General features: G+C 69.7%; 28 protein-coding genes and 1 pseudogene. 15 read left to right on the top strand and 14 right to left on the bottom strand.

All coding sequences use genetic code 11. From position 1 onward, the window contains the following. Positions 1-63: 63 nt before the first annotated feature. Both sigJ and AB0L65_RS51895 read right to left on the bottom strand, forming a co-directional pair. Complete coding sequence (gene sigJ / locus AB0L65_RS51900) at positions 64-1005, bottom strand: RNA polymerase sigma factor SigJ (RefSeq protein ID WP_364262788.1); 942 nt, start codon at positions 1003-1005, stop codon at positions 64-66. Between the two features lie 86 nt (positions 1006-1091). Beyond that, positions 1092-1577 (bottom strand): carboxymuconolactone decarboxylase family protein, encoded by a 486-nt coding sequence (locus tag AB0L65_RS51895; protein ID WP_364262785.1) that lies wholly within the window; start codon positions 1575-1577, stop codon positions 1092-1094. 193 nt (positions 1578-1770) lie between these two features. Between AB0L65_RS51895 and AB0L65_RS51890 the strand changes: the two genes are divergently transcribed. Then, the gene (locus tag AB0L65_RS51890; protein WP_364262782.1) at positions 1771-2088 is read left to right on the top strand and encodes a hypothetical protein; all 318 of its coding nucleotides are present in this window, start codon (positions 1771-1773) and stop codon (positions 2086-2088) included. Positions 2089-2347: 259 nt separating this feature from the next. Here the strand turns inward: AB0L65_RS51890 and AB0L65_RS51885 are convergent, their stop codons facing one another. Together AB0L65_RS51885 and AB0L65_RS51880 are read right to left on the bottom strand one after the other, a co-directional pair. After that, on the bottom strand, positions 2348-3916 hold the full coding sequence (locus tag AB0L65_RS51885; protein WP_364262779.1) for an MFS transporter: 1569 nt from the start codon (positions 3914-3916) through the stop codon (positions 2348-2350). Between the two features lie 36 nt (positions 3917-3952). Beyond that, positions 3953-4588: a class I SAM-dependent methyltransferase gene (locus AB0L65_RS51880; protein ID WP_364262776.1), complete on the bottom strand. Its 636-nt coding sequence runs from the start codon at positions 4586-4588 to the stop codon at positions 3953-3955. Positions 4589-4695: 107 nt separating this feature from the next. Between AB0L65_RS51880 and AB0L65_RS51875 the strand changes: the two genes are divergently transcribed. Beyond that, positions 4696-5292: an XRE family transcriptional regulator gene (locus AB0L65_RS51875; RefSeq protein ID WP_364262773.1), complete on the top strand. Its 597-nt coding sequence runs from the start codon at positions 4696-4698 to the stop codon at positions 5290-5292. A gap of 344 nt (positions 5293-5636) precedes the next feature. On the opposite strand, the gene AB0L65_RS51870 is transcribed toward AB0L65_RS51875, so the two are convergent. Together AB0L65_RS51870 and AB0L65_RS51865 are read right to left on the bottom strand one after the other, a co-directional pair. Then, positions 5637-6071, bottom strand: coding sequence for an ester cyclase (locus tag AB0L65_RS51870; protein ID WP_364262770.1), 435 nt, complete (start codon positions 6069-6071; stop codon positions 5637-5639). 43 nt (positions 6072-6114) lie between these two features. Next, positions 6115-7035, bottom strand: coding sequence for a LysR substrate-binding domain-containing protein (locus AB0L65_RS51865; protein WP_364262767.1), 921 nt, complete (start codon positions 7033-7035; stop codon positions 6115-6117). A gap of 110 nt (positions 7036-7145) precedes the next feature. Here AB0L65_RS51865 and AB0L65_RS51860 point away from each other — a divergent pair, with 110 nt between their 5' ends. From AB0L65_RS51860 to AB0L65_RS51840, 5 genes are read left to right on the top strand one after another with little or no spacing between them, the layout of a single operon-like run. After that, a complete protein-coding gene (locus AB0L65_RS51860) occupies positions 7146-7532 on the top strand; it encodes a hypothetical protein (RefSeq protein WP_364262764.1) in 387 nt (128 codons plus the stop codon). Continuing rightward, on the top strand, positions 7525-9114 hold the full coding sequence (locus AB0L65_RS51855) for a multicopper oxidase domain-containing protein (protein WP_364262761.1): 1590 nt from the start codon (positions 7525-7527) through the stop codon (positions 9112-9114). Before AB0L65_RS51860 ends, AB0L65_RS51855 begins: the two co-directional genes overlap by 8 nt. 43 nt (positions 9115-9157) lie before the next feature. Then, positions 9158-9613 (top strand): MarR family transcriptional regulator, encoded by a 456-nt coding sequence (locus AB0L65_RS51850; RefSeq protein ID WP_364262758.1) that lies wholly within the window; start codon positions 9158-9160, stop codon positions 9611-9613. After that, a complete protein-coding gene (locus AB0L65_RS51845) occupies positions 9610-10449 on the top strand; it encodes an ATP-binding cassette domain-containing protein (RefSeq protein WP_364262755.1) in 840 nt (279 codons plus the stop codon). The genes AB0L65_RS51850 and AB0L65_RS51845 overlap by 4 nt, the downstream gene beginning before the upstream one ends. After that, positions 10439-11269: an ABC transporter permease gene (locus AB0L65_RS51840; RefSeq protein ID WP_364262752.1), complete on the top strand. Its 831-nt coding sequence runs from the start codon at positions 10439-10441 to the stop codon at positions 11267-11269. The genes AB0L65_RS51845 and AB0L65_RS51840 overlap by 11 nt, the downstream gene beginning before the upstream one ends. A gap of 13 nt (positions 11270-11282) precedes the next feature. Here the strand turns inward: AB0L65_RS51840 and AB0L65_RS51835 are convergent, their stop codons facing one another. Next, positions 11283-11837: a hypothetical protein gene (locus tag AB0L65_RS51835; RefSeq protein WP_364262749.1), complete on the bottom strand. Its 555-nt coding sequence runs from the start codon at positions 11835-11837 to the stop codon at positions 11283-11285. Positions 11838-12007: 170 nt separating this feature from the next. Between AB0L65_RS51835 and AB0L65_RS51830 the strand changes: the two genes are divergently transcribed. Continuing rightward, entirely contained in the window at positions 12008-13096 is a 1089-nt protein-coding gene (locus tag AB0L65_RS51830) for a vWA domain-containing protein (protein WP_364262746.1), read from the top strand. A gap of 75 nt (positions 13097-13171) precedes the next feature. On the opposite strand, the gene AB0L65_RS51825 is transcribed toward AB0L65_RS51830, so the two are convergent. Further along, complete coding sequence (locus AB0L65_RS51825; protein WP_364262743.1) at positions 13172-13306, bottom strand: hypothetical protein; 135 nt, start codon at positions 13304-13306, stop codon at positions 13172-13174. 43 nt (positions 13307-13349) lie between these two features. Further along, positions 13350-14822, bottom strand: coding sequence for an MFS transporter (locus AB0L65_RS51820; RefSeq protein WP_364262740.1), 1473 nt, complete (start codon positions 14820-14822; stop codon positions 13350-13352). Positions 14823-14990: 168 nt separating this feature from the next. Here AB0L65_RS51820 and AB0L65_RS51815 point away from each other — a divergent pair, with 168 nt between their 5' ends. From AB0L65_RS51815 to AB0L65_RS51800, 4 genes and pseudogenes are all read left to right on the top strand, one after another. Next, complete coding sequence (locus tag AB0L65_RS51815; protein ID WP_364262737.1) at positions 14991-15605, top strand: TetR/AcrR family transcriptional regulator; 615 nt, start codon at positions 14991-14993, stop codon at positions 15603-15605. Between the two features lie 226 nt (positions 15606-15831). Then, positions 15832-15996, top strand: coding sequence for a hypothetical protein (locus AB0L65_RS51810; RefSeq protein WP_364262734.1), 165 nt, complete (start codon positions 15832-15834; stop codon positions 15994-15996). 134 nt (positions 15997-16130) lie between these two features. After that, positions 16131-16277 carry a tyrosine-type recombinase/integrase gene (locus AB0L65_RS51805; protein WP_364262731.1) on the top strand — a complete coding sequence of 49 codons (147 nt, stop codon included), beginning with the start codon at positions 16131-16133 and terminating at the stop codon, positions 16275-16277. A gap of 180 nt (positions 16278-16457) precedes the next feature. After that, positions 16458-17395 (top strand): annotated as a pseudogene (locus AB0L65_RS51800) (Tn3 family transposase). A gap of 186 nt (positions 17396-17581) precedes the next feature. Here AB0L65_RS51800 and AB0L65_RS51795 read toward each other — a convergent pair. After that, the gene (locus AB0L65_RS51795; protein ID WP_364262728.1) at positions 17582-17971 is read right to left on the bottom strand and encodes a hypothetical protein; all 390 of its coding nucleotides are present in this window, start codon (positions 17969-17971) and stop codon (positions 17582-17584) included. A gap of 507 nt (positions 17972-18478) precedes the next feature. Here AB0L65_RS51795 and AB0L65_RS51790 point away from each other — a divergent pair. After that, positions 18479-18679 (top strand): hypothetical protein, encoded by a 201-nt coding sequence (locus AB0L65_RS51790; RefSeq protein ID WP_364262726.1) that lies wholly within the window; start codon positions 18479-18481, stop codon positions 18677-18679. 372 nt (positions 18680-19051) lie between these two features. On the opposite strand, the gene AB0L65_RS51785 is transcribed toward AB0L65_RS51790, so the two are convergent. The 4 genes from AB0L65_RS51785 to AB0L65_RS51770 form a co-directional block, all read right to left on the bottom strand. Beyond that, the gene (locus AB0L65_RS51785; RefSeq protein WP_364262723.1) at positions 19052-19777 is read right to left on the bottom strand and encodes an SDR family NAD(P)-dependent oxidoreductase; all 726 of its coding nucleotides are present in this window, start codon (positions 19775-19777) and stop codon (positions 19052-19054) included. A gap of 121 nt (positions 19778-19898) precedes the next feature. Then, positions 19899-20096, bottom strand: coding sequence for a (4Fe-4S)-binding protein (locus tag AB0L65_RS51780; protein WP_364262720.1), 198 nt, complete (start codon positions 20094-20096; stop codon positions 19899-19901). 7 nt (positions 20097-20103) lie between these two features. Continuing rightward, positions 20104-21321, bottom strand: coding sequence for a cytochrome P450 (locus AB0L65_RS51775; RefSeq protein WP_364262717.1), 1218 nt, complete (start codon positions 21319-21321; stop codon positions 20104-20106). A gap of 159 nt (positions 21322-21480) precedes the next feature. Beyond that, positions 21481-22431: an RNA polymerase sigma-70 factor gene (locus AB0L65_RS51770; protein ID WP_364262714.1), complete on the bottom strand. Its 951-nt coding sequence runs from the start codon at positions 22429-22431 to the stop codon at positions 21481-21483. Positions 22432-22686: 255 nt separating this feature from the next. Here AB0L65_RS51770 and AB0L65_RS51765 point away from each other — a divergent pair, with 255 nt between their 5' ends. Next, complete coding sequence (locus tag AB0L65_RS51765; RefSeq protein WP_364262711.1) at positions 22687-23538, top strand: SDR family NAD(P)-dependent oxidoreductase; 852 nt, start codon at positions 22687-22689, stop codon at positions 23536-23538. 51 nt (positions 23539-23589) lie between these two features. Continuing rightward, complete coding sequence (locus tag AB0L65_RS51760) at positions 23590-24825, top strand: FAD-dependent oxidoreductase (protein ID WP_364262708.1); 1236 nt, start codon at positions 23590-23592, stop codon at positions 24823-24825. The last annotated feature ends 20 nt before the right edge of the window (positions 24826-24845 follow it).

The following is a 24845-nucleotide window of genomic DNA, read 5'->3' as shown; positions in this document are numbered from 1 at the left end:
GTGCGGTTGCCTCTTGAACCGGGCAGCCCGCCGTTTCCTGACAGGAACGGGATGTGAAGCACCTCACATATCGAACAGGGGCTCTCCGTGGTCGGCGGTCGCCCATTGCGCGGTCGCGCGTTCGAGCTTGTCGGGGTTGACCTGGTTGCGGAACGCGGTGATGCCCTCGGCGGTGACCTCCAGGCACATGATGCCCACGACCCGGCCGTCCACGACGGCCACCACGGCGGGGTCGCCGTTGGCGATCCAGGCGTAGATCTCGGGCGACCCGCCGACCAGGGTGCGCTTGGCCTCGGCGGGTTTGAACAGGCCCCGCAGGAACTTCGAGACCGCGACGGCGCCCTCGAACGCCTTGACGCGGGCCGGGATCTTCCCGCCGCCGTCGCCGACCGAGATGGCGTCCGCGGTGAGCAGGCGTACGAGCGGCTCGGTCCGGCCGCTGGTGGCGGCCGCCAGGAACTCCTCGACGATCCGCCGGGCGGCGACCGCGTCGATCTCGGTACGGGCCTTGCCGTCCGCGACGTGCTTCTTGGCGCGGTGGAAGATCTGCTGGCTGGCGGCCTCGGTGAGGTCGAGGATCTCGGCGATCTCCCGGTGCGGGTAGTCGAAGGCCTCCCGCAGCACGTACACGGCCCGCTCGTTGGGGGAGAGGCGCTCCATGAGGGTGAGGACCGCGTACGAGACCGAGTCGCGCTGCTCGGCGGTGTCGGCCGGGCCGAGCATCGGGTCCCCGGCGAGCAGCGGCTCGGGAAGCCATCGGCCCACGTAGGTCTCGCGGCGCGCCCGCGCGGAGGTGAGCTGGTTGAGGCACAGGTTGGTGAGGACCTTCGTCAGCCAGGCCTCGTGGACCTCGATGCGATCGACGTCGGCGGCCTGCCAGCGCAGGAACGTCTCCTGCACGGCGTCCTCGGCCTCCGCGGCGGAGCCGAGGAGGCGGTAGGCGATGGCCTCCAGGCGCGGCCTGGACGCCTCGAACCGGTCGACGTCGTCCACAGTCAAGGGCATGGCGCGATCCTAGCCCGCGGCCGCACCCTTACATGGGCAGGCCCCGGCCCGGATCGAACGATCCTGGACCGGGGTTCGCCCGTCGATCAGCTCGAGATGCTCGCGAACATGCCGGGCTCGTAGGAGCCTCCCTGGGTGCGCACGATCACGCCGAGCCGGTTGGCCGCGTTGATCATGGCGACCAGGTAGACCAGCGCGGTGATCTGGTCGTCGTCGTAGTGCTTGCGCACCTGGGCCCAGGTCTCGTCGGACACCCCTTGGTAGGCGTCGGCGAGCCGGGTGCCCTCCTCGGCGAGCGCCAGCGCGGCCCGCTCGGCCTCGGTGAACACGGTGGACTCGCGCCAGGCGGCGACCAGGCTGAGCCGCACCGCGCTCTCCCCGGCGGCCGCGGCATCCTTGGAGTGGTAGTCGACGCAGAAGCCGCAGCCGTTGATCTGGCTGGCCCGCAGCATCACCAGGTCCTGGGTGGGCTTGGGCAGCGTCGACTGCTCGATCGCCAGGCTGACGTTGTAGAACCGCTTGCCGAGCTTGGCGCCGAACTCGTTGGCGTTCAGGTTCATACGGGGTTCCATGACTTCGTCCTCACTTGTGGAGATGTGCGCCGCGCGGATCGTTCGCGCGGCGTCCTGACGGCATGGAGATGCCGGCCACCCGTTCGTTGTGACAACTCGACGATGTGACGTGCGCCACCGGGCCTGGGTGTCACAAACCGCCCGGAACCGGCGTCAGGTGCGTAGAGTTCCTCCATCGACGAGGAGGAATGGGATGTCATATCCGGACGCTCGCTACCTGGGTGACAGGGGAGAGATCACCGGCAGGCTCCACACGGCGGACACCGCGCCGGACCTGTTGATCGGCGGGCGTACGAGGGTGCACTACCTGGCCACCGGCGCGAGTACCGGCCCCCAATACGGGTTCCGCAACTCGGACGGGCCGGCCACGATGCTGGTGCTGTTCGCCCCTGGCGCTCCTCGCGAGGCCTACTTCGAGGAGCTGGCCGAGATCGTGGCGAGCGGGCGGCAACTCGGCGAGGAGGAGTGGACCGACCTCTACGGCCGCCACGACCAGTACATGGTCTTGTAGCCCTGGTGATTCGCGGCGGACACGGAAGCCTTCGATCGGAAGGAACCTCCCGGCCACCAGGCAGGTCAAGCGGTCAGGTGCGTGAGTGGCGACGAGGAGACGGTCGTCGCTGGACCCCGAGCCCGTTGCCGGAGCAGGCCAAGGGAGCCGCGCTGGACGCCGCTCATCAGAGCCAAGCAGGCCGACCTGCCGCCCGCCCAAACGTAGGACGGCAGCGAGCACACCGGGAGGACATCCTGAAAGCCGTCGCCTCGGTGAGTCAGCGCAGGTCGGCGGCTACATCGTCGGATTCACGGCTGTCGCTGCCGGAACCCCGGGGCCGTGGCCGCGGACCTCGCGCGAGAACGTACACGAACAGGACCGCCATGACCACTGCGCCCGCCCACATGGCCTGCTGCCACCCGGCGACAAAGGACTCTTGGGCGGCCCGGATCAGCGCCTGCGTCCCGACACCGCCCGCGAGGGCGTTGGCGACCCCCTCGCGGGCGGTGTCGGCGGCGGCGTCCGGCACTCCGCCGAGCCGGGAGTCGATGGCGCCGCGGTACCCGGCGGTCAGGACCGCTCCCAGCAGCGCGACACCGAGCGCCGTCCCGAACTCCCTGGTGACGTCGTTGAGCGCGGACGCGACACCTTGGCGCTCACGCGGCAAGGCGGTGGTGATGGCCTCGGTGGAGGGCGTCATCGTCAAACCCATGCCGAGTCCCATGGCGAGCATGCCGGGGAGGATCGACAGGTAGCCGCCGTCGATGGAGACGAAGGTGGCCATGAGGACCAGCCCCGCGCCGCCCAGGAAGATCCCTGAGGCCATCGTCGAACGGCTGCCGATGCGCGCGGCCACCTGCGGGGCGAGGCCGGAGGCGAACATCATCAGCAGCGCCATCGGCATGAGCGCCAGGGTGGAGCGAAGGCCGGACCAGCCGAGCACCGCCTGGAAGTACGGGAAGAGGACCACGAAGATCCCCGCCTGCACGCCGAAGACCGTCAAGAGCGACACGGAACCGCTCGCGAGACCAGGTTCGCGGAACAGGCGGACGTCGAGAAGCGGTGCTTGCCGGCGCAGCTCCCATGCCACGAATCCGACAGCGGCGACGAGGCCGACGATAAGGCCCAGCAGCGTCGCGGGCGCGGTCCAGCCTCGTTCGGGGCCCTCGTGGAGGAAGAAGACGAGCCCGATCACCGCGACCGCGGACGACACCGAGCCTATGGCGTCGAACCCGTGCCCTGACGCCTCGCGCGAGTTCGGGACGGATCGCAGCGCCATGACGATGGCGACGACGACGAGCACGACCGGCAGGACGAACAGCCACCGCCAGCTCGCCAGGTCGACCAGGACTGCCGACAGGTACATCCCCAAGATGCCGCCACCGCCGGCTACGCCGGTCCACACGCCGATCGCCTTGGAACGTTCCTCCTCCGGAAAGGTCGAGGTGATGACGGCGAGGGTGGCCGGCATGATCATCGCTGCGCCCACGCCGCTCAGGAATCGCGCGGCGAGCATGATCCCGGACGACGTGGCCAGGCCGGCCGCCGCACTCGCTGCTCCAAACACGACCAGGCCGGCGAGCAGCACCGGCCTGCGGCCCCACCGGTCGCCCATCGCGCCGAGTGGCAGGAGCAACGCGGCCAGGCTGAGGGTGTAGATGTTGATGAACCACAAGACCTCGGTCTGCGAGGCGTCGAACGCGACGGTGAGCTCCGACTGGGCGACGTTCAGCCCGGACACCGAAGCGATGACCGCCATGAGCGCGATGCACACCCCGGCCAGGATCGTACGTCGTTGTCGTGGGTCGTGGATGGTCGGGTCGGGTGCTCCCGGGTTCGTACTCATGCAATTCCTTTCAGAAGGCCAGGGGAGTCGGCGCGGTCACCGGCGACGGGTGGCGCGGACGACGACGTCGTGCAGGGGGACCGCTCGGCCCCCGTGGCCGGTGAGCGTGCGGCGGGACTCTTCGGCGGTGACGATCTCCCACTCCGTGCCGTCCAGGCGCGCGGTTATGGCCGCGGAGGTGGCCGACGCTTCGGCAGGATGCTGGTGCGCGTGGCCGGTGGAGTCCGAGGTGTGCAGGTGCCCCACGATGAGCAGCGTGCCCCCGGGAGCCACCCAGCCGGCGATGCGATCGTAGAACTCCAGCTGGGGCATCGCCGGGTGGGCGTAGTGGGTCATGACCAGGTCGAACTGAGCGCCCGGGCTCCAGAGGCCCAGATCCGCCTCGACCCACTGCAAGCGCTCGGAAGCCCCGCTCGTCGCCGCGCGCTCGGCAGCGCGAGCAAGGGCCTCGGACGAGATGTCGGCCGCGGTGACATGCCAGCCGTGAGCGGCGAGCCAGATCGCCTCCGCGCCACCGCCGCACCCCGCATCCAGCGCCGTGCTCGGTGCCAGGCCGCTGGTCTCACGGGCGAGGTACGGGTTCGGCGGGTTGCCGCCCATGGACCCGGAGCCCCCGGCTCGCCCCTCCTGCCAGTGCCGCTCCCAGAAGTCCTTGTCGAAGTCGTACGTCATAGGTCGCTTTCCCCTGTTCGCGATGATCTCTCCGCCGTGGCGTTGTTCATGGTGCTGACAGAGCAGGCAGATGCGCAAACGCTGTTGCCGAATGGCAAAATGGCGGGGTGGACGAAACCATGGACCGAACTCTTGACGCTGTGGGACCGAGGTTGAAACGCCTTCGGCTGCATCGAGACGTCACGCTCTCCGACCTCGCGGCGGAGACCGGCATCTCCACCAGCACCTTGTCCCGGCTCGAGGCGGGCCTGCGACGTCCCACGCTCGAGCAGCTGCTTCCGCTTGCTCGCGCCTACGGGGTCACACTCGACGAGCTCGTCGACGCGCCGCCGACCGGCGACCCGCGCATCAATCTGCGTCCCATCCCGTGCGGCGACGGCTCGATCGTCCTGCCGCTGACCCGTAGGCCCGGAGGAATCCAGGCCTACAAGTTCGTCCTCCCGACCGGAAGCGACGACGCCGAACCCGACCTGCGCACCCACGAGGGCTACGACTGGGCCTATGTCCTCAACGGAACGCTCCGCCTGGTGCTCGGGGAGCACGACCTCATCCTCAGGCCCGGGGAGGCGGCGGAGTTCGACACGCGCACCCCGCACTGGTTCGGGGCCACCAGCGCCGGACCCGTCGAGTTCCTGAGCCTCATCGGGAAACAAGGCGAACGCGCGCACGTCCGTGCGGCACCGAGGCAGGGCCCGGTCGAGTAAGAAAGCGTCGGCCGTTGCGGTGCCGAGGCCCGGCCTGACCTGGGGGAGCGGGGCGGCTCGGTGGGCGGGCGAACCCGGGGCGAGGGCTCCAGCTGCCGCTCCCACTCGGCCAGCGTCCGCGTCATGCTGCCGGGGTGGCGGGCCAGCATGGTGCCCAGCAGGTCGGCCCCGGCCATCCCGCTCGAAGCGCCATCCCGGCATAACAGCGTCACGCACGTAGCGCGGCGAAACCGGCCTCTTCCCCGTCTCCCCGCATCATCATCCACGGGCGACCGGGGAAGTCCTTGAAGCCCAGCCCCGGCCGACGCCGGGGGAGGGCCTCCGGGCACGATGATCGTGAGGTGCTACGCCTTGATCAGGCCGAGCTGCTGCAGCTGTGAATAGATGTCCACGACCCCCCAGATGTCGGTGATCTGGCCGTCGGCGAAGCGGGCGATGAAGATCTCGTTGTACGTGACGGATCTGCCGGTCGGGGGCATGCCCCGGTATTCACCGGAGTTGGTCCCGGTGACCGTCTGCCGAGCGACGATCTTGTCTCCCTCGGCGAGCAGGTCCTCGACACTCACGTGAATGTCGGGGAACGCGCGCAGGAGGACGTCCCATATGCGCTTCTGCGCCTGCACCGCGGTCACATCAGTCCGCTCCGCCGCGTGGAAGCGCCCGTCCGGGTGAATGAACTCGTCGATCGCCTTCGAAATGATCTCCAGATCGCCGCTGTTGATGGCCTCGTGGAAGCGGTGGTACGTCTCCTTGTTGCGTGCTTCCTGAGCTGTTGACATGTCGCCTCTTCTGGTCGAGATAGTGAAACCCGCGTCTCTGTAGTTACCGACCGGACAGCCCCTCGGAATGTGAGGCCGGCGCTTCGCCGGTGCTCCAGTTCCAGCTGGTGATCGTGGTGCGCATCAGGCGGGCGGCGGTCGACAGGTGGCTGTCGGCACCCCAGTACAGCGTGAGCGCGCGACGGCAGTCGGGGCTGTCGACGGTGATCGCGGCGAGGGGAGCCCGGATGGAGGTATGCCGGGCGAACGAAGGGACGAGGCCGATGCCGAGCCCCGCGCCGATCAGGTCGGCGATGGCGCTGGGCTCGTCGACCTCACAGACGATCTTCGGGGTGAGGCCTCTGGCGGCGAAGAGCCGGTCGAGGAGCCGGCGCTGCCAGTGCCCCTTGCGGGCGGAGACGAAGGACTGATCGGCGAGTTCGTCGATGCTCACCGAGGTACGGCCCGCCAACGGATGATCGAGCGACGTGGCCACCCACACCGCCTCGTCGAGCAGCTGAACCGCCTCCAAGCCCGCGGCGTGGATCGGCTGCGAGGCGACGCACAGATCGACCTCTTGGGCCCGCAGGTGGCGGGCCATGTCCTCGGCAGCCGCCCAGTGGAGCGCGACCTCGATGGAGGGATGGGCCCGCTTGAAGGCCGCCAGCGGCCCGGTGAGGGTGAGGAACGTCTCCGACGCCAGCCGCACCGTGCCCACACCCTCACTGGTGGCCTCGGCGACGGCTCGCCGGCCCGCGTCGAGCTCACCGAGAGCGCGTTCGACGTAACCGCGGAAGAGCTTGCCCGTGTCGTTCAGCCGGAGCCGGCCGCTGCGATCGAACAGCGGTGTGCCCAGCTCGCTCTCCAAACGGGCGATGGTACGGCTCAGCGAAGGCTGGGCGACCCGCAGCTCGTCGGCCGCGCGGCTGAGGTGCTCCAGCCGCGCCACCACCAGGAACTGCCTGAGCGTGTTCAGCTCCATCATGACTCCCGAGGCATAACAGCATAGCGATATTGATCTTAGACAAGATAACCGGCGAGCCATAGTGTCGAGCCCGCTCGCGAACAGCGAGAACAAGTGAGGAGGGATGTCGCATGCTCACCATGGCCGCGCGGACACTGCGGGCCGTCGTCAGCGCGCATGTGGTGGCGATCGTCGGCCAGCCGGTGTTCGCCGGGGTCTATCTGACCGGCGACTTCGACGGCCTTCGCTGGCACGCGATCGGCGCCGACGTGGTCACCTCCATCGGCTACCTGCAGGTGATCGTGGCGATCGTGGTGTGGGTCCGGCTGCGTCAGGCGTGGCCGTTCCTGGCCACGACGGGGGTGGTGGCGGCCGAGACGGTGCAGTACTTCGCCGGGTTGGACGGCGTGCTGTGGTTGCACATCCCGTTGGGTGTGATGACCGTCGTCGCGCTCGTCGTGCTGTTCATCGCCGTCTGGAGCCGGCCCTTGCCGCGGCGGGAGGCTCGCGATGCGTGAGGATGACGCCCGAAGCCTGACCCGGCGGCGGGTTCTGGGCATCGGCGGGGCGCTCGGGCTGATGGCGGCCACCGGGCTGTCGGCCTCGGCCGCGCTGGCCCGCCGGCCGTCGGTCACGGGTGCCGAGTTGCGCAGTGCCGTACCGCTGCCGCCGCCTTTCCGGGTGCCGCTGCCGGTCCCCGCCGTACTGAAGCCGGTCGGCGCCTCCGGCGGCGCCGACCGCTACGAGATCACCCAGCGTGAAGCGAGCGCGGAGATCCTGCCCGGGGTCACGACGCCGATGTGGACGTACGGTGGGACCTTCCCCGGGCCGACGATCGAGTCACGCCGCGGCCGGCCGGTCACCGTGACGCACCGCAACGAGCTGCCCGTCCCGACGGTCGTGCACCTGCACGGCGGGCGTACCCCGGCGGCTTCCGACGGGTATCCGACCGACCTCGTCCTGCCCGAGGGCCGGCAGGAGCACGCCATGCACATGGAGCACGGCATGCGCGACCCGAGGGCCGTGGTGACCGAGCTGACCAGGGACTACACCTTCCCGCTTGACCAGCGGCCCACGCTGCTGTGGTACCACGACCATCGGATGGACTTCACCGCCCCCGCGATCTGGCGCGGCCTGGCCGGGCTGCACATCGTCCGCGACGACGCCGAGGAAGCCCTCGGCCTGCCCGCCGGACCGCGCGAGCTGCCCCTCATGATCGCCGACCGGGCGTTCGCCGCCGACGGCAGCCTCGCCTACCCAGCCCTCGATCCCACCCTGCGCGTACGGCCCGGCGTCCGCGAGCCGTACCTCGCCGGGGTTCTCGGCGACGTGATCCTGGTCAACGGCGCACCCTGGCCCGTGCACGAGGTCGACGCGGCCCGCTACCGGCTGCGCATCCTCAACGCCTCCAACGCCCGCCACTACGAACTCGAAGCGGTCACCGACGACGGGCGCCGCCTCGACCTCGTCCAGATCGGGGCCGACCAGGGGCTGCTCGCCGCCCCGGTCACCCACCGGCTGCTGCCGATCGCGCCCGCCGAACGCTACGACGTGGTCGTCGACTTCTCCGGCGTCCCGACGGGCAGCCTCGTCAAGGTGATCAACCGGCTCGGCTCCGGCCGTACCGGCGACGTGATGGCTTTCCGCGTCGCCCGCGGAGCCGCCGACGACAGCCGCATCCCCAGCAGGCTGTCCACCGATCTGCCGGATTGGCGGCGTTCGGACGCCGTCAGGGTGCGCGACTTCTCCTTCCGCGCCGGTCAGATGCACGCGGGCCACGGCTGGCTCATCGGCGGCCTGCCGTTCGACCCCGTCCGCGCCGATGTCACGGCCGGGCTCGGCGACGTCGAAGTATGGCGGCTCGTCGCCGACGTTCACCATCCCGTCCACCTGCACCTGATCGGCTTCCGCGTGCTCTCGCGCAGCGGCAGGGCGCCGCTGGCCCACGACGCGGGGCTCAAGGACACCGTCTCGCTACGGCCCGGCGAAGCCGTGGAGATCATCACCCGGTTCGACGGCTACCGCGGCCGTTACCTTTTCCACTGCCACAACGCCGAACACGAGGACATGGGCATGATGGCCAACCTCGAGATCATTTGAGACTACTTCACATTAGCTCGTGAACAGAGCTAATGTTTTGTGTATGGGCAGTACAGATCTTCCCGACGCTCTCGCGGGCGTCCTGACCGGTATCCAGCGGCTCCTCCGGCGCAGGCTGCGCCGGGGGCTGACCGGGCCGCGGTTGCGCGGTGCCCAGGTCGAGCTGCTGCGACTGGTCTCCACCAACCCCGGCATCGGCGTCTCGGCGGCGGCCAAGGAGCTGTACCTGGCCGGAAACTCGGTGTCCACGCTGGTCAATCAGCTCACGACCGCCGGGTTGCTGCGCCGGGAGATCGGCCACGACGACCGCCGTTCCGCCCGGTTGCTGCCCACCCCCGAGGCCGAGGCGCGGCTGCGCGCCTGGGAGGAGCGGCGCGCGGCGCTCGTCCGCGAGCAGGTGGAGCGGCTCAGTGAGGAGGACCGGGCCGCGCTGACCGCCGCGCTCCCGGCGCTGCGCAGGCTCGCCGAGGGCCTGCACGAGGAGGTGGGGACGGCATGAGGGACGGTACGCCGACGACGGGTGACGCGGTCACCTGCACCGGCCTGCGCTATTCGTTCGGCCAGACCAGGGCCGTCGATGGCGTCGACCTGACGGTCACCGCCGGAGAGGTGTTCGGTCTGCTCGGCCCCAACGGGGCGGGCAAGACCACCGCCATCCGGTGTGTGACCACGCTGCTGCCCGTTCCGTCCGGGATGGTGCGGGTTTTCGGGCACGACGCGGCCACCGAGAAGATGGCGGTGCGCCGCCTGCTCGGGTACGTGCCCCAGCAGCTGTCGGCGGACGCGAGCCTCACGGGCCGTGAGAACGTCTCCCTGTTCGCCCGGGTGTTCGACGTCCCCCGGCGCGAGCGCGCGGGCCGTGTCGGCCAGGCGCTGGAGGCGGTCGGGCTCGCCGACGCCGCCGACCGGATGGCCGGCACCTACTCCGGTGGCATGGTACGCCGCCTCGAACTCGCCCAGGCCCTGGTCAGCGCGCCCCGCCTGCTCATGCTGGACGAGCCGACGATCGGGCTCGACCCCATCGCCCGCACCAGCGTCTGGGAGCACATCATGGCGGTGCGCGCCGCCACCGGGATGACCGTCCTGGTCACCACGCACTACATGGACGAGGCCGAACAGTACTGCGACCGGGTCGCGCTCATGCACAAGGGACGCGTACGGGCCCTCGGCACCCCGGAGCGGCTCATCGCCGACCTGCGCGAGCGGCGCGGTGACGGCGCGGTGCCGACGCTGGAGGACGTGTTCCGCGACGTCGCCGGAAGCGGCCTCGACGAAGGAGGAGGGGAGTTCCGCGATGTCCGCCGTACCCGCAACACCGCCTCCCGTGTCGGCTGACAGCGCCGGCGCGGGCGGCCTCGACCTGCTGCTCGTTCCGCCGCGCGCCCGTACGGGGTGGCGCGTGCTGCCCGCCAGGGTCGCCGCGATGTGCGTGGTGGAGCTGCAGAAGCTGCGCCACGATCGCACCGAGCTCTACACCCGCGCGATCCAGCCCGCCCTGTGGCTGCTGATCTTCGGTGAGACGTTCACCCGCATCAAGCTGATCCCCAGCGACGGCATCCCGTACCTCGACTATCTGGCCCCCGGGATCATCGCCCAGTCCACGATGTTCATCGCCATCTTCTACGGCATCCAGATCATCTGGGAGCGCGACTCGGGGGTCCTGACCAAGCTCCTGGTCACGCCGACCCCGCGAGCCGCGCTGGTCACCGGCAAGGCGTTCGCCGCCGGCGTGAAGGCGATGATCCAGGCGGTGGTCGTCATGCTCATCGCCGCGCTCCTGGGCGTGAGCATGACCTGGAACCCCGTGCGCCTGGCCGGCGTGACCGTGGCCGTGCTGCTCGGCTCGGCGTTCTTCTCCTGCCTGTCGGTGACGATCGCCGGGATCGTCCTGACCCGCGACCGGCTGATGGGCATCGGGCAGGCGATCACGATGCCGCTGTTCTTCGCGTCCAACGCGCTCTACCCGACCACGGCCATGCCGGACTGGCTGCAGTACGTCAGCGCGGTCAACCCGCTCAGCTACCAGGTCGACGCGCTGCGCGGGCTGCTGCTCGGCGTGCCCGCGCACCTGCCGCTGGACTTCGCGGTGCTGTTCGCGGCCACGGCGATCGGCATCACGGCGGCGTCCGTACTGCTGGGGCGGCTGGCACGGTGATCTGCGGGACGCCTCACTTGCGGAAGTAGGCGCGGGCCGAGGGCAGCAGGAGCAGGACGATGACCGTCAGCGAGGCCAGGAGGGTGAAGACGAGGCGGCCGTCGGACACGGCGAGCAGCCAGGCCGGATAGACGCGCCCGGCGGCGTCGAAGATCGCCTGGGCGTCGGCGGTCTCCCCGAGGATCGACTGGAACGTCGGCACCCTGGTCACCTGGGTGGCGAGGATGAAGACGTCCAGAGCGAGGAAGACCGGTTGAATGATCAAGGTCAGGATGCGGCCGGCCCGCCTGCCCGCCAGGTTCAGCCATGCCAGGATCGCGGCGATCACCGTGGTGGCGACGGGCAGCACCAGCGCGTAGCCGCCCTCGTCGAGCCGGATGCCGTGGTCGGTCAGGATGGTGGGGGACAGGCCTTGCCGGACGAGTTCGGCCTCGATCGCGGTCTTGACCTCGGCGCCGTAGACGAGGCCCGCCACGGGGGCGATCAGGAAGGCCAGGGCGAACAGCAGCTGCAGGACGCCGGCGATGGTGACGGTACGGGGACGGATTCGGGACTCGGTGTTCTCCATGCGCCAGACGATCGCGCCTGCCGCTGACACGGCACTCGCACGCCGCTGAGACGACCGCCGTACACCTCTGGCGGCCATGACAGCGGCCGGGAGGTCACACGTCGGGCACGGCACGGTCACCGTGTGGCCCAGGCTCGAACGCCCGCGCCGATCCTTCCGTCGGAAAGGTCATGACACGTCACCGTGTACGTCTCGCCGTCCTGCCGTTGTCCGCCATCCTCCTGACCGCCTGCGGCGCAGCGGATACGACCGCCGCCGGTGCCCCCGAACCGAGGTCCGGAGCCCAGGGGCAATCGGGGTTACGCGCGGGCAGCGTCGACGACAACGCCGCCTTCACCGCCTACCTCGACTACCGGAAGAAGTTCGCCGACGGCGACCAGGAGGTGCGCGACGCCGATGTCCGCGGGCGCAGGATCGTGACCGTGACGGACCGCGGCGGCCGGCCGCTGTTCGGCGCCACCGTACAGGCTGGAGATCAGAAGGCGCGCACCTACGCCGACGGACGCGCGCTGATCTTCGGTGACGGCCGGATCACCGTCTCGTACGGCGGAGCCACCGCCGCGGCCACCGGCCAGACGCCCAAGGTCAAGCTGCCCGTCACCGGACCGGAGGGCCGGGCCAAGCTGCAGGTGCTGTTCCTCATCGACACCACCGGCTCGATGGGCGACGAGATCGGCCGCCTGACCGCCAGCGTCGACTCGGTCGCCGCACGCATCGCCAAGCTGACGGCGGGGCCCGAGCTGGAGCTCGGCATGACGCTTTATCGCGACAAGGGCGACGAATACCTCACCAGGACCACCGACTTCACCGCCGATGTGGGAACGTTCCGCGAGCAGCTCACCGCCGTGCGGGCCGACGGCGGCGGTGACACCCCCGAGGACCTGAACGCGGCGCTCGCCGAGGCGCTGGCCAAGCCGGCCTGGCGCGAGGACGCCGTCAAGCTGGTCTTCCTCATCGCCGACGCCCCGCCGCACCTCGACTACGACGGGCCGGACTACCTGACCGAGGCCCGCCGGGCCGCCGAACGTGGCATCAAGATCGAGCCGATCGCCTCGTCGGGCCTCGACGCCCAGGGCGAGTACATCTACCGCCAGCTCGCCCAGCTCACCATGGGCCGCTTCACCTTCCTCACGTACGGGGCCGACGGCGTCTCGCCGGGCGACAAGACCGAGCATCACGTCTCGGAGTACGCCGTGCTGGCCCTGGACGACCTGGTGGTCAAGCTGGTCGCCGACGAGCTGAAGCCCCTGTCGCGATGAGGCGACGCGCGGTCTCCACCGTCACGGCGCCGTAACCAGGGCGGCTCGAAGGCTGGGCCACGCTCGAAGGCTGGGTCACGGGACCAGGCGCGGCCACGCCGCCGCGAGTGCGGCGTGGCCGGCCGGCGTCGGGTGCACGCCGTCCTCGCAGTCGGTGATCGAATCGCCGGTGAACATCACGGTGCTGCCCGGTCGGAGGGTGATCGTCATGTGTGCTCCTTTGATGATGGTGCGGGCGCTGCGGCGGAGGGTGTCAGGCGTCCTGGGGGACGGCGGCGTCGAGGGGAGCGGCCGCCTGGTCGCCGGCGGCGTACCGGGTGCGGGCGATCCCCCAGCCGACGAGGGCCGCCGCGACGGTGGTGAGGGTGAGGCCCGCGATGGTGACGGCCTGGTGGAACTCGCCGGTCTGCTGCGGGCTCCAGTGGGAGATGGCGATGTCGCCGGTGAACAGGGCGGCGAGGATGGTGCCGGTGATGGCGATGCCGGTGCCGGAGGTGACCTCGGTGGCGGTGTCGACGAGCGCGGTGCCGATCGTGGTCCGGTTCGCGGGCAGGCCGCGGACCACGTTGAGCCCGGCGACGACGCCGACCACGCGCATCCCGGCCGCCACGAGGACAAGCGCGATCGCGACCCACAGGTAGCCGAACCGGCCGAGCAGGCCGTAGACGGCGAGGCCGGACACGACCGCCGCGGCGCTGATCCAGGCGGCCCGGTCCAGGCCGACGCGCTGCACGAACGGGTTGACGAACACGCTGCCCGCGATGAGGACGACGACCTGCGGCAGCATCCCGATGGCTGCCTGTGCGGGCGTCCAGCCCCAGTCGAGCTGCAACTGCAGCGTCACCAGGTAACCGAGTCCGGCGGTGGCCAGTCCGGTGGCGGCCTTGTAGGCCAGGCCGCTGGAAACCAGGGGAAGGGCGAGGAGTTTCAGGTCTAGGAGCGGATGGCGGGCCAGGCGCTCGCGCAGGACGAAGCAGATCGCCGTCACCGCGGCCGCGGCGGTGGCCGCCCAGGGCGCCCATGAGCCGGCGCCCTCGTCCACGAACAGCGTCGGCGTGAGGAGCGCGAGCACGATCGTCGCCGTGCCCAGCAGCATCCCGGGGACGTCGAGCGGGTCGCGGTGGAGGTCGGCCGGGTCGTCGGCGGCGATGCCGGCGCGCACGCCGAGAAACGCGAGCACGGCGATCGGCGCATTCACCAGCAGCAGGGCCTGCCAGGGCACGATCTCCAGCACCAGGCCGCCCGCCGTCGGGCCGATCGCGAGCCCGATCAGGCCGACGGTCGAGATGAGGGTCACCGCGCGCACGCGCAGGCCGTCCTCGTCGAACAGCCGGAACGCCAGCGCCATCGATCCCGGGGTGGTCATCGCCGCGGCGACCCCCATCGTCGCCCGGACGGCGATCAGCTGCTCGGCGGTGGTGACCACGGCGGTCGCCAGGCTCGCCACGCCGAGCAGGACCAGCCCGATCAGCATGATCCGCCGCCGGCCGAACCGATCGGCGATCGCGCCGAACGCCAGCATCAACCCGCCGAACACGACCGCATAGGCGCCCGTCACCCACTGCAACGCGATCGTCGAGGCGTGCAGCTCGCGTCCGATCACGGGCAGCGCGACGTTCAGGATCGAGTTGTCCAGCATCTCGAAGAGGAACACCGCCGACAGCCCCGCCAACGCGACCCACGCCTCCCGCAGCGACCGGGGAGTAGGACCAGCCATCTCATTCATGGAGGACTCCCTTCATGTCGTGATCCCGACAGGAACCCTGGCCGGGGCGATCCGGCCGCTCGCGCGGCCAGCTGGGGCCTGCTCCGGCGACAATGACAGTGGTCTGTTCGAAGGACATGCCACTAGGTTATGCGACTAAGTTAAGTGACACAAGAAAGTGAGGTCGGGATGCCCAGGACCGGAGCGCGAGGCGGACCGCAGACGCGCGCGAAGATCTCGGAGGTCGCGACCCGGCTGTTCCTCGAACGCGGATTCGACACGGTCACGGTCACCGAGGTCGCGCGGGAGGCCGGGGTCTCGGCCGTGACGGTCTTCAAGCACTTCCCGCGCAAGGAGGACCTCCTGCTGGACCGCGAGGTCGACGCCGTCGGGCTCCTGCACTCAGCGGTACGCGACCGCGCCCCGGACGTCGGAGTGCTCCAGTCCCTGCGCGACACGGCGTTCCGCCTCCTCGAGGAGCGGCACGCCCTGTCCGGCCTCAAGGACGGGTCCGCCCCCTTCTTCCGGACCGTCGCGGCCTCGCCCACGCTGGTGGCCCGCGCCAGGGAGATCGCCTCCGACCTCCAACGGACTCTCGCCGACGAGCTCGAACACGACCCGCTCTTCGACGGCGACGCCCCGCTGCTCGCCGCCTTCTTCATCGCCGGCTACACTGTCGTGCTGGTGGAGACCGCCCGGCGCCTGATCGCCGGAGACCCGGCCGACACCGTCGCAGACGACCACCGCGCCCGCCTGGAGCGCCTGTTCGACGCCCTCAGCAGCGGAGTCGTGCCCCGCCCGTGAGGATCACTATCCCCCTATGAGCGCTGTTGCCACCCCGCCTCTTTTCGCGAGGCAGGCGGACCTCAACTCTTGACGGCCTCCGCAATCTGCACGGCGGCCTGGGCGGGCGTGAGGTGCGTGGTGTCGACGACCTCGGCCTCGCCGTGCAGCCACGTGCGGGCCCGCCTCGGCGTAGGGCTCAAGGCGTGGCCACGACCTCAACCGGAAGACCACCACGCTGGAAGACGTGGCCGGGTTCGTGGCCTGGCTGCGGCTGCCGCCCGAGGCCCGCCATGGCAAGGTCACCGTCCTGCCCACCGTTGACCTCCACTGCTCGGCGGCGAGCGTGAACCGCAAGCTGGCGGCCTTGACTTCCTTGCACGGTACGGCGTCGAGCTGGCCGGTCTCCTGATCACCAACCTCCCTTCAGGACATCGACGCGGATCCGCAGCGACCTCCTACAAGCCGTTCCTGCACCACGTCACCAAGCACCTGGCTGAGCGAAGGCGGACCATCAAGCTGAGGGCCTCGCGGCGGCGGCCCCACGTGCTGGCCTCTGCCGAGGCCCATGCCATCCTGGATGCCTGCGATCATCTGCAGGATCGCCTCGTCTTCGGCGTTCTGCTGGACTGCGGCGTTCGCATCGGCGAGGCCCTGGGCCTGCGGCACGAGGACATGGACAGCGCCGGCTGAAGGCGGCGATCCGGGACCGGTGGGGCGTCGTCCCGCTGATGGACATGCTGACCGGGACCGCCCTGCGGACGGGCTGCCTGAACGTCTTCACCCCGGCCGGGACGCAGAACCACCTGGACGCGGCGGTGCTGTTTGAACGGCTCCTGCTGCTGAGCTACGCCTACGGGACGGGGACCGGGGATCCGCGCGGTCGCCGCCGGCGACCATCCCCACACCGAGGACGACCTTCGGTACGCGCGCCGCCGCTATCTGACCGTCGAGGCCTGCCGCGAGGTCGCCCGGGTGATCGCCAACGCGACCTTCGCCGTCTGGCAGGCCGCCCTGTGGGGCGAGGGCACGACCGCGGTCGCCTCGGACTCCACTCACTTCTCGGCCTTCGATCAGAACATCTTCACCGAGTGACACTCCCGCTACCGCAGGGCCAAGCGCGGCGTGCTGATCTACTGGACGGTCGAAACCGGCGGGTCCATGGCCGTCCACTCCCAACTGATCTCCTGCTCCGCGTCCGAGGTGCACGCCATGGTCGAGGGCGCGATGCGGCACGGCACCGACATGGAGATCGAGCAGAACTTCGTCGACTCCCACGGCGCCTCGTACGTCGGGTTCGGGATCACCCGGCTGCTGGACTTCGACCTGGTCGCCAGGTTCAAGCAGATCAACAAGATGAAGCTGTATGTGCCCGGCCGGGGCGAGGAGTTCTCCTACCCGTTGCTCGGACTCGCGCTGACCAGGCCGATCCGGCGGGACATCATCACCCAGAACTACGACATCATGATGAAGTACGCCACCGCGATCCGGCTGCGGACCGCCTCCACCGAGGCCCTGCTGCGCCGGTTCACCAGCGAGACCACCACCCCGCCTACGCCGCGATGCTGGAGGTCGGCCGCGCCCAGCGCACCGTCTTCCCGGCCCGCTGGCTTCGCGACCGCGATCTTCAGCAGGAGACCGAATCCGGGCTGAACGTGGTGGAGAACTACAACGGCGTCAACGACTACATCAAGTTCGGCAAGCGCGGAGAGCTCGCCTCCGACCGGCGCGAAGAACAGGAACCGGGGATGTTGTGCCTGCACATTCTCCAGTCGGCCCTCGGTCTGATCTTCTCTGAACCAAGAATCTGATCACATGGAGGCTGCAAGTTGCCTGGTAAGAGTGGGCCTTCGGAACCGTGATGGCTCATGGGCTGTGGGTTGAAAGAGACAGCGGCCTGCGCATCGGCCGTCAGTGGGCGCAGTGCTGCCAGTACCTCGTTCAGAGCCCGGCCGACGGACCGCCGTCCGAGCCCTGAGTTGCGCACCGTGAGGCCGTCAGGCCGTCCTGGTGGCGGGCACAGTGCCGGGCTCGCCGTCAGACCACTCAACTATGCTGTAGGCGAAGTGGCGGCCGGGGTGGCCGGGATATCCCACGCACTGCCACCACGACCCAAGATACTTCCTCTCCTCTGACCGCGTGGCGTCCCATGCCAGTCTCAGCGCGTTGCAATGCTCGTCGTTGCTTTCCGCAAGAATCGACTGCGTCCCGAACAGGCCTATAGCGCCCAGAGCAGCGTAGGCCACTGCGATGGCCACTGTCTCATCCACCTCATAATTCTGGGTTTGTTCGGAGGCGGTCTTCTTGACGTGGCTATTCTCGTCTTCAGTCAGGTAGCGCATAGGCGGGGGAAGCGGGACCGGCGTGGGGATCGGGTTCTCGGTCATGTGATCACCATGGCATAGGGGCGTTGCCCCGTCACCATGGCCGCTTCGCGGACGGCGCCCTTCCCCCGGTCTCGTGCGCCGTACCTCGCTGGTCTGCCGCAAGCGGGGTTCAGAAACGCGGCTCGATGCACCCTGTGGGGATTCCGGGCCCATGCAGAAGGGATGAACGGCGGACGCGTCGGCCGATGCCGCGCCACAGCCGCCGCGGCCGGGGAACGCCGACCACCTCCTCGTGCTCACCGCGCTTGCGGGACAGGGCCGCGAACCTGGCGCCTATGGCTGCCCGGCTCGGCATCGCGCCTTACCTGCCTGACAAGATCATCTCGCTCTGACCTGCGAGAAGGGGCCAAGAACCCAAGATAGCCGCAGAGCCCGCAGCAGCGGGCCGGCGCGGTCGCGTGCTGGTTGGCGGGGCGGCCGGCGGTGATCCCGTTCTCGTCCAGCCAGGCGCTCCAGCGGGTGGTCAGGGTCACCGCTTCGACGCTCTGGGCAGCCACCAGGTCTCGGATGGCCGCGACCTGCGCGGCGGGCTCGTCGGGCTCGTTCATCGAGCTGGGCGAGCTTGCCTTCGGCGGCGGCCAGGTAAATCCGCTGCTCCTCGATCTCGCCGAGCCGGCCTTCACGTTCGGCCTCGGCCAGGCGGGCGATCACGTTGTCCCGGATCCCTTCCAGGCGAGGTCGATCGGCTTGGTCGATCCGCAAAAGTGAACATTTAAGACAAACATGCTCATGTTGGCAGCTCGTGCCGTAAGCGCGGCCACAAACCCCGCTTGCCATCTTCCGGCGCTCGAAATTTCTCTGCACCTGTCAAGCCATGCTTGCCTGAACCCCGGCTGCCGCGTTGTGCGACGATCTCCCGTGCTGGTCGGCCTTCGCGGTCGCGGCCGTGTTCAGGTCCTGGGCCTGCCAGCGCTTGCCGGTCTCGACCCACAGCCACAGGTCATCGGGCTGCTCCCCGAATATCTGCCGCTGCGCGGGGTTTCGATGGGGATCCGGTCGATCGCTTTGCGGTTGGCGGTGGTGGTCAGGAGCCCGTGACGAACCAGCCCCTGCTCATCTGTCTCTCCGTTCTGGGATGTTTTACCAGGCGATGGGGCCGAGGCGGTCGATGAAGGTCCCGGTCGGCCCGTCAGAGGCGAGCGTCGCGAGCTCGATGATCGGATCACTGCCCTCGGTGACCGTCAGCACGCCCGCGCGGTTCATGTCGGTGGCGGGAAACCTGCCGTTGGCGATCTCGCCGGGGGTCACGGCGTTGAACTTGATGACTGGCAGCGCCTGGGCGTATCTGACGGTGATCATGTTCAGTGCCGCCTTCGACGAGGTGTAGGCGAGTTCGTACATCTTCGAGACGGCTTGCCCGGGGTCAGTCACGAACGCGATAGACCCCCCGGCGCCGGTGACCATCACCACCCGCGGGTTATCGGCCGTCTGCAACAGCGGCAGGAACGCGTGCGTGACCCGGACCGGCCCGTACACATTGGTGTCGTAGACGGCGTGGATGTCCTTGGCCGTCGCGTCCGCCGGGTTGACACCGCCGCCCGGCGTGCCGGCGTTGTTGATCAGCACGTCGATCCGGTCGGTGTGCTCCCGGACTAGCCGCACAGCCCCGGCCACCGACTCCTCCGAGGTCACGTCCAATGGGACCATGATGACGTGTGCGCCGTCGGCGGCCAGCTTCTGCGCCGCGGTCCTTCCTCGGCCCTCGTCGCGTGAGCCGAGGAAGACCGTCCAGCCCAGCTCTCCGAGCCTACGTGCGGTCTCGTAGCCCAGGCCTTTGTTCGCTCCAGTGATCAATACTGAGGTCATGTTCTCTCCTGACGTCGTTGTACCTACGGCCATGCCTCCAGCGCGGGTGCACTGGAGGCAAGGTCTGACCTACCCGCCCGCTACGGACACGGACGGACGCGTGGTCCACCCCGGGTAGGGCTTACTCCTGCAGGATGGACAGGGCGCGGGACGGGCACAGGGTGACGGCGTGGCGCGCCTGTGCGGCGCTCTGGTCGTCGGGGTGATCGGTCAGCAGCGCCACGATGCCGTCGTCGTCTTGGTCGAAGACGGCCGGCTCGGTCAGGACGCACTGGCCGGAGCCGACGCAGAGACGGGTGTCGGCTTTGATCCGCATCATGTCCTGCTCACCAGGTGACCGGGAGTTCGTGAACGCCGTAGATGACGGCGTCGGTCTTGAACGGCAGGTCCTCGGCCGGTGCGGCGAGCCGCAGGGTGGGGATGCGGCGGAACAGCGTGTCGAAGACGATCTGCAGCTCCATCCGGGCCAGGTTCTGGCCGAGGCACTGGTGCGGGCCGAACCCGAAGGCGAGGTGGTGGCGGGCCCCGCGCTCGACATCCAGTTCGCCCGGGTCCTTGAACACCGCCGGGTCCCAGTTGGCCGACAGCATCGAGACGATGACTCCCTCGCCGGCCTTGATGCTCACCCCGCCGATCTCCACCTCTTCGGTGGCCAGCCGGGAGGTGACCCCGTCGGCGATGGTGAAGTAGCGCAGCAGTTCCTCCACGGCCATGGGCGTCCTGCCCGGGTCGGCGGTGACCAGGGCCAGTTGCTCCGGATGGGAGAGCAGCCCGACCACGCCGAGCGAGATCATGTTCGCCGTGGTCTCATGTCCGGCGGTCAGCAGCAGGAAGGCCAGGCTCACCAGGCTCGCGTGGTCGAGGGTGCCCTCCTGGCGTTGCCGGCCGAACAGGTCGTCGCCGGGTTCGAATTCCTTGCGGGTGACCAGGTCGTCGATGTAGGCGCGCAGGTCGGCGAAGGCTCGCCGGCGGTCTTCCATCGAGGTCCGGCTCACCATCATGGTGGTGCGGCTTTGGAAGAAGTCGTGGTCGGAGTACGGGACGCCGAGCAGTTCGCAGATCACCAGGGAGGGCACCGGCAGGGACAGCGCCTGCACCAGGTCGACCGGCCGCTGGTCGGCGGCGAGCATGTCGTCGATGAAGTGGTCGACGATGTCCTGGATGCGCGGGCGCAGCGCGGCCAGCCGCTTCACGGTGAACTCGCCGATCACCGCGCGCCGGGCCGCGGAGTGTTCCGCGCCGTCCATCCCGAGCATCAACGGCGGCTGGCTGCGGAGCTGCTGCAGGGTCGCCGCATCGAGGGTGAAGAGCGGGAAGCCGTCCTTGCGCTTGTCGGAGGAGAAACGGCCGTCGACGAGGACGGCCCGGGCTTCCTCATGCCCGGACACCCACCACGCCTCGCCGCCGCCGGCCAGCCGGACCTTGCTGATCGGCGCCTGCTCGCGCAGTCGCTCGTAGGCGGCGGGCGGGGTGAACGGGCAGCCCCGCTCGACCGGCAGTTCCAGACCGGCGAGTTCGCCGGTGTCGGCGACGTTCTTTGTCATGAATGACCTCCCAGTATGAGATCTGGCGGAATTCGTTCTGCTTGTGGCGGCCTCGGAGCGTGATCGACATCGCCGGTTACGCGTAGGACGACAGGCGCCTGTTGCGCCACCGTCAGGTCCATATCGCCCCGAGGCTCTGGGCCGGCTCGTCACCGGTGTTCATCGCAGGGTGAGCGGGGTCTCGGATGCGATGCGGGTCAGCTTCTGCGGGTTGCGGACGTAGTAGAGGCCGGTGATGCGGGCGTCCTCGACCCGGGCTGCTATGACGCCGTCGATGTCGCCGTCCACGCGCAGGAGGAGTGCCGGGTTGCCGTTGACCACGGTGGGTTCGCCGGCGAGCGCGATCTGGGCCTTGCCGAGGCCGCTGACGATCATGCGGGCCACCTTGCCGGCGCCGATGATCGGCTGCGGCGCGGCCTGCTTGACGCCGCCGCCGTCGCTGATCAGGACGACCTCGGGGGCGAGCACGTCGAGCAGGCCCTGCAGGTCCCGGGTTTCGACCGCGCGCTGGAACGACTCCAGTACCGCCCGGGTCTGGCTCGGGGAGACCACCTCGCGCGGGCGGCGGGCATCGACGTGCCGGCGGGCGCGGTGGGCGATCTGGCGGACGGTCGCCGGGGTCTTGCCGACGGCGGCCGAGATCTCGTCGTAGCCGACGTCGAAGACCTCGCGCAGGACGAAGACGACGCGCTCGGTCGGCGACAGCGTCTCCAGGACGAGCATCAGCGCCATCGACACGCTCTCGGCGAGCTCAACGTCCTCGGCCACGTCCGGCGCGGTGAGCAGCGGCTCGGGCAACCAGGGGCCGACGTACGCCTCCTTGCGGCGCTTCATGCTACGCAGCCGGTCGAGCGAGCGCCGGGTGGCGATCCGCACGAGGTAGGCGCGCTGGTCGAGCACCTGCTCCAGGTCGACCTTCATCCACCGCAACCAGGTCTCCTGCAGGACGTCCTCGGCGTCGGCGGCCGAGCCGAGCATCTCGTAGGCGACGGTGAACAGCAGGTTGCGGTGGACGAGGAATGCCTCGGTCGCCTCGGAAACGCAGGCCATCCGGCCGCCACCAGCCATCGGCTCGGCTGTGCCCGTCGTTCCATCCCTGCGCTCGTTCATACCTGGCTCCTCCCAGTTCACCCGCAAATCCTGCTCCATGCACAAGGCGCCGGCGCCCACCGCTGTGTGACACCCGTGATCGGTGACACACGTCACATGACCGCACTGTCACAGGGACCGGGTCGCCGGCGCCTCATGGTCGTCAGGACGCCGCGCGAACGATGCGCGCGGCACACGACTCCCCGAATTGATCGCTTTGGCCGGTTGCGTGGTGACCCCGCGCGACCGCCACCGCAGAAGGAACGGAACGACATCATGAGCAAGGTCTGGTTCGTCACCGGTTCGTCTCGCGGCCTCGGCCGTAACTTCGTCGATGCCGCCCTGTCGCGCGGCGACCAAGTGGCCGCGGCCGCCCGGACCACCGCAAGCCTTGACGAGCTGGTCGCCGCCTACGGCGAGGCGGTGCTTGCGCTGGAGCTGGACGTGACCGACAAGGCCGCCGTCTTCGAGAGTGTGAAGCGGGCCAAGGAGCACTTCGGCCGCCTGGACGTCATCGTGAACAACGCCGGCTACGCGCAGGTCGGCGCGATCGAGGAGCTGGCCGAGCAGCAGTTGCGCGACCAGCTGGAGACCAACCTGTTCGGCGCGCTGTGGGTGATCCAGGCCGCGCTGCCCTACCTGCGCGAGCAGGGCTCGGGGCACATCATCCAGCTGTCCTCGGCCGCCGGGATCATGGCGATGCCGCTCAGCGGCGCCTACAGCGCCTCCAAGTGGGCCCTGGAAGCCCTGAACGAATCCCTCGCCCAAGAGGTCGCCGACTTCGGCATCAAGGTGACCGTGATCGAGCCCGGCGGCTTCGCCACCCGCTCCGGCAAGAACCCCGACCCCCTCAACAACGGCCACCTGTCCGAGCCCAACCCGACCTACGACGGCCTTCGCCGGCGCATCGCCGCGTTCGCGGGCAAGCAGCCCGCCGGCGACCCGGCCGCCGCGGCCCAGGCACTCCTCAAGATCGTCGACTCCGGCAACCCGCCCCTGCGGGTGCTCTTCGGCCTGGGCTTCTACCCGATGCTCCAGCAGGTCTACGCCGATCGGCTCAAGACCTGGGCCGACTGGCAGGACCTTTCGGCGCAGGCTCACGGCAACCTCGATCAAGAAAATCGGTGACCCAGGACCGCGTCAACTCACCTGGAGCAAGCCAACCGACAGGAGCAACACATGAAGCACCGCATCGTCGTCCTCGGCGCCGGCTATGCCGGAGCCTACGTGGCCGGGAACCTGGCCCGCCGGCTGTCCCCGGCGGACACCGAGATCACCGTGGTCAACGCTGAGCCGGACTTCGTCGAGCGGCTGCGGCTGCACCAGCTCGCGGCCGGCCAGGACATCGAGGCTCCAAAACTCGCCGACGTCTTCGCGGGCACGGGGATACGGCTGCGCCTGGCCCGGGTCACCGCCGTCGACCCCGAGCGCCAGGTCGTCGCCGTCGCGGACGCCGACGGCGAACTCGGCTACGGCGAACTCGGCTACGACACGCTTGTCTACGCGCTCGGCAGCCATGTCGCCGACTGCGGCGTCCCCGGCGTGGCCGAGCATGCCTTCCACGTCACCGCCCGGCCCGCGGCGCTGCGCCTGCGCGAGCGCCTGGACAGCCTGGACAGCCTGGACAGCCTGGACAGGCGGGGCAGGCGTGGCGAAGGCGGAACGGTGCTGGTCGTCGGCGACGGGTTGACCGGCATCGAGACCGCCACCGAGTTCGCCGAATCCCGGCCCGGCCTGTCGGTGGCGCTCATCGCCCGCGGCGAGCTGGGCGCCCGGCTGTCCGCCGGAGCCCGCAGCCACCTGCGCCAGGCCTGCGACCGGCTGGGCATCACCGTCCTGGAGCACACCAGCGTCAAAGCCGTCCAAGCGACGCGGGTGCTGTGCGCCGACGGCACCGCCCTGGCCTCCGACGCAACCGTGTGGACGGCCGGGTTCGCGGTCAACCCCATCGCCGCCGCCAGCGGCCTGGAGGTCACCGATAACGGTCAGATCATCGTCGATGACACCATGCGGTCGGTCTCGCACCCGAACGTCTACGCCGCCGGCGACAGCGCCTACGCCACCGGCGACAACGGCCGGCCGCTGCCGATGTCCTGCGCTTCGGCCGGCTCCACCGGTCGGCAGGCCACGGACGCGATCGTGGGACGCCTGACCGGCCGCAAGATTGCGAAGAGCAAGCTGGACTACCCGGGCAACCACATCAGCCTCGGACGGCGGGACGGAATCCTGCAGATGGTCGACGACAAAGCGCAAGCGAAGCCAAAGTACGTGGGCGGCCGGAAGGCCGCGCGGATCAAGACGGGCATCCTCCAGATCTCGCTGTGGGGCATCTCGCACCCGACCTTCGGCCTGCCCAAGCGCAAGCGCCGCCTGGCCGCCGCGCCGGATGCGTCCGCCGAGAAGGCGCTCGCGTAGCCGCCTCACGTGGTCCGCGT

The sequence above is a fragment of the Nonomuraea sp. NPDC052116 genome (genome assembly GCF_040680035.1).
GTDB classification, from domain to species: Bacteria; Actinomycetota; Actinomycetes; order Streptosporangiales; family Streptosporangiaceae; genus Nonomuraea; species Nonomuraea angiospora_A.
The sequence above is the reverse complement of the archived record's forward strand: the minus strand, read 5'-3'. Positions and strand labels throughout refer to the sequence as shown.

What these genes read in the sequence shown, in the direction of transcription:
- AB0L65_RS51775 (WP_364262717.1), bottom strand. Translation starts at nt 21,321, where the DNA reads ATGACAAAGAACGTCGCCGACACCGGCGAACTCGCCGGTCTGGAACTG.
- AB0L65_RS51835 (WP_364262749.1), bottom strand. Translation starts at nt 11,837, where the DNA reads ATGGAGAACACCGAGTCCCGAATCCGTCCCCGTACCGTCACCATCGCC.
- AB0L65_RS51780 (WP_364262720.1), bottom strand. Translation starts at nt 20,096, where the DNA reads ATGATGCGGATCAAAGCCGACACCCGTCTCTGCGTCGGCTCCGGCCAG.
- AB0L65_RS51820 (WP_364262740.1), bottom strand. Translation starts at nt 14,822, where the DNA reads ATGAATGAGATGGCTGGTCCTACTCCCCGGTCGCTGCGGGAGGCGTGG.
- AB0L65_RS51765 (WP_364262711.1), top strand. Translation starts at nt 22,687, where the DNA reads ATGAGCAAGGTCTGGTTCGTCACCGGTTCGTCTCGCGGCCTCGGCCGT.
- AB0L65_RS51825 (WP_364262743.1), bottom strand. Translation starts at nt 13,306, where the DNA reads ATGACGATCACCCTCCGACCGGGCAGCACCGTGATGTTCACCGGCGAT.
- sigJ (WP_364262788.1), bottom strand. Translation starts at nt 1,005, where the DNA reads ATGCCCTTGACTGTGGACGACGTCGACCGGTTCGAGGCGTCCAGGCCG.
- AB0L65_RS51870 (WP_364262770.1), bottom strand. Translation starts at nt 6,071, where the DNA reads ATGTCAACAGCTCAGGAAGCACGCAACAAGGAGACGTACCACCGCTTC.
- AB0L65_RS51850 (WP_364262758.1), top strand. Translation starts at nt 9,158, where the DNA reads ATGGGCAGTACAGATCTTCCCGACGCTCTCGCGGGCGTCCTGACCGGT.
- AB0L65_RS51855 (WP_364262761.1), top strand. Translation starts at nt 7,525, where the DNA reads ATGCGTGAGGATGACGCCCGAAGCCTGACCCGGCGGCGGGTTCTGGGC.
- AB0L65_RS51770 (WP_364262714.1), bottom strand. Translation starts at nt 22,431, where the DNA reads ATGAACGAGCGCAGGGATGGAACGACGGGCACAGCCGAGCCGATGGCT.
- AB0L65_RS51860 (WP_364262764.1), top strand. Translation starts at nt 7,146, where the DNA reads ATGCTCACCATGGCCGCGCGGACACTGCGGGCCGTCGTCAGCGCGCAT.
- AB0L65_RS51790 (WP_364262726.1), top strand. Translation starts at nt 18,479, where the DNA reads ATGGCCGCGACCTGCGCGGCGGGCTCGTCGGGCTCGTTCATCGAGCTG.
- AB0L65_RS51815 (WP_364262737.1), top strand. Translation starts at nt 14,991, where the DNA reads ATGCCCAGGACCGGAGCGCGAGGCGGACCGCAGACGCGCGCGAAGATC.
- AB0L65_RS51885 (WP_364262779.1), bottom strand. Translation starts at nt 3,916, where the DNA reads ATGAGTACGAACCCGGGAGCACCCGACCCGACCATCCACGACCCACGA.
- AB0L65_RS51830 (WP_364262746.1), top strand. Translation starts at nt 12,008, where the DNA reads ATGACACGTCACCGTGTACGTCTCGCCGTCCTGCCGTTGTCCGCCATC.
- AB0L65_RS51895 (WP_364262785.1), bottom strand. Translation starts at nt 1,577, where the DNA reads ATGGAACCCCGTATGAACCTGAACGCCAACGAGTTCGGCGCCAAGCTC.
- AB0L65_RS51785 (WP_364262723.1), bottom strand. Translation starts at nt 19,777, where the DNA reads ATGACCTCAGTATTGATCACTGGAGCGAACAAAGGCCTGGGCTACGAG.
- AB0L65_RS51890 (WP_364262782.1), top strand. Translation starts at nt 1,771, where the DNA reads ATGTCATATCCGGACGCTCGCTACCTGGGTGACAGGGGAGAGATCACC.
- AB0L65_RS51845 (WP_364262755.1), top strand. Translation starts at nt 9,610, where the DNA reads ATGAGGGACGGTACGCCGACGACGGGTGACGCGGTCACCTGCACCGGC.
- AB0L65_RS51760 (WP_364262708.1), top strand. Translation starts at nt 23,590, where the DNA reads ATGAAGCACCGCATCGTCGTCCTCGGCGCCGGCTATGCCGGAGCCTAC.
- AB0L65_RS51865 (WP_364262767.1), bottom strand. Translation starts at nt 7,035, where the DNA reads ATGATGGAGCTGAACACGCTCAGGCAGTTCCTGGTGGTGGCGCGGCTG.
- AB0L65_RS51795 (WP_364262728.1), bottom strand. Translation starts at nt 17,971, where the DNA reads ATGACCGAGAACCCGATCCCCACGCCGGTCCCGCTTCCCCCGCCTATG.
- AB0L65_RS51880 (WP_364262776.1), bottom strand. Translation starts at nt 4,588, where the DNA reads ATGACGTACGACTTCGACAAGGACTTCTGGGAGCGGCACTGGCAGGAG.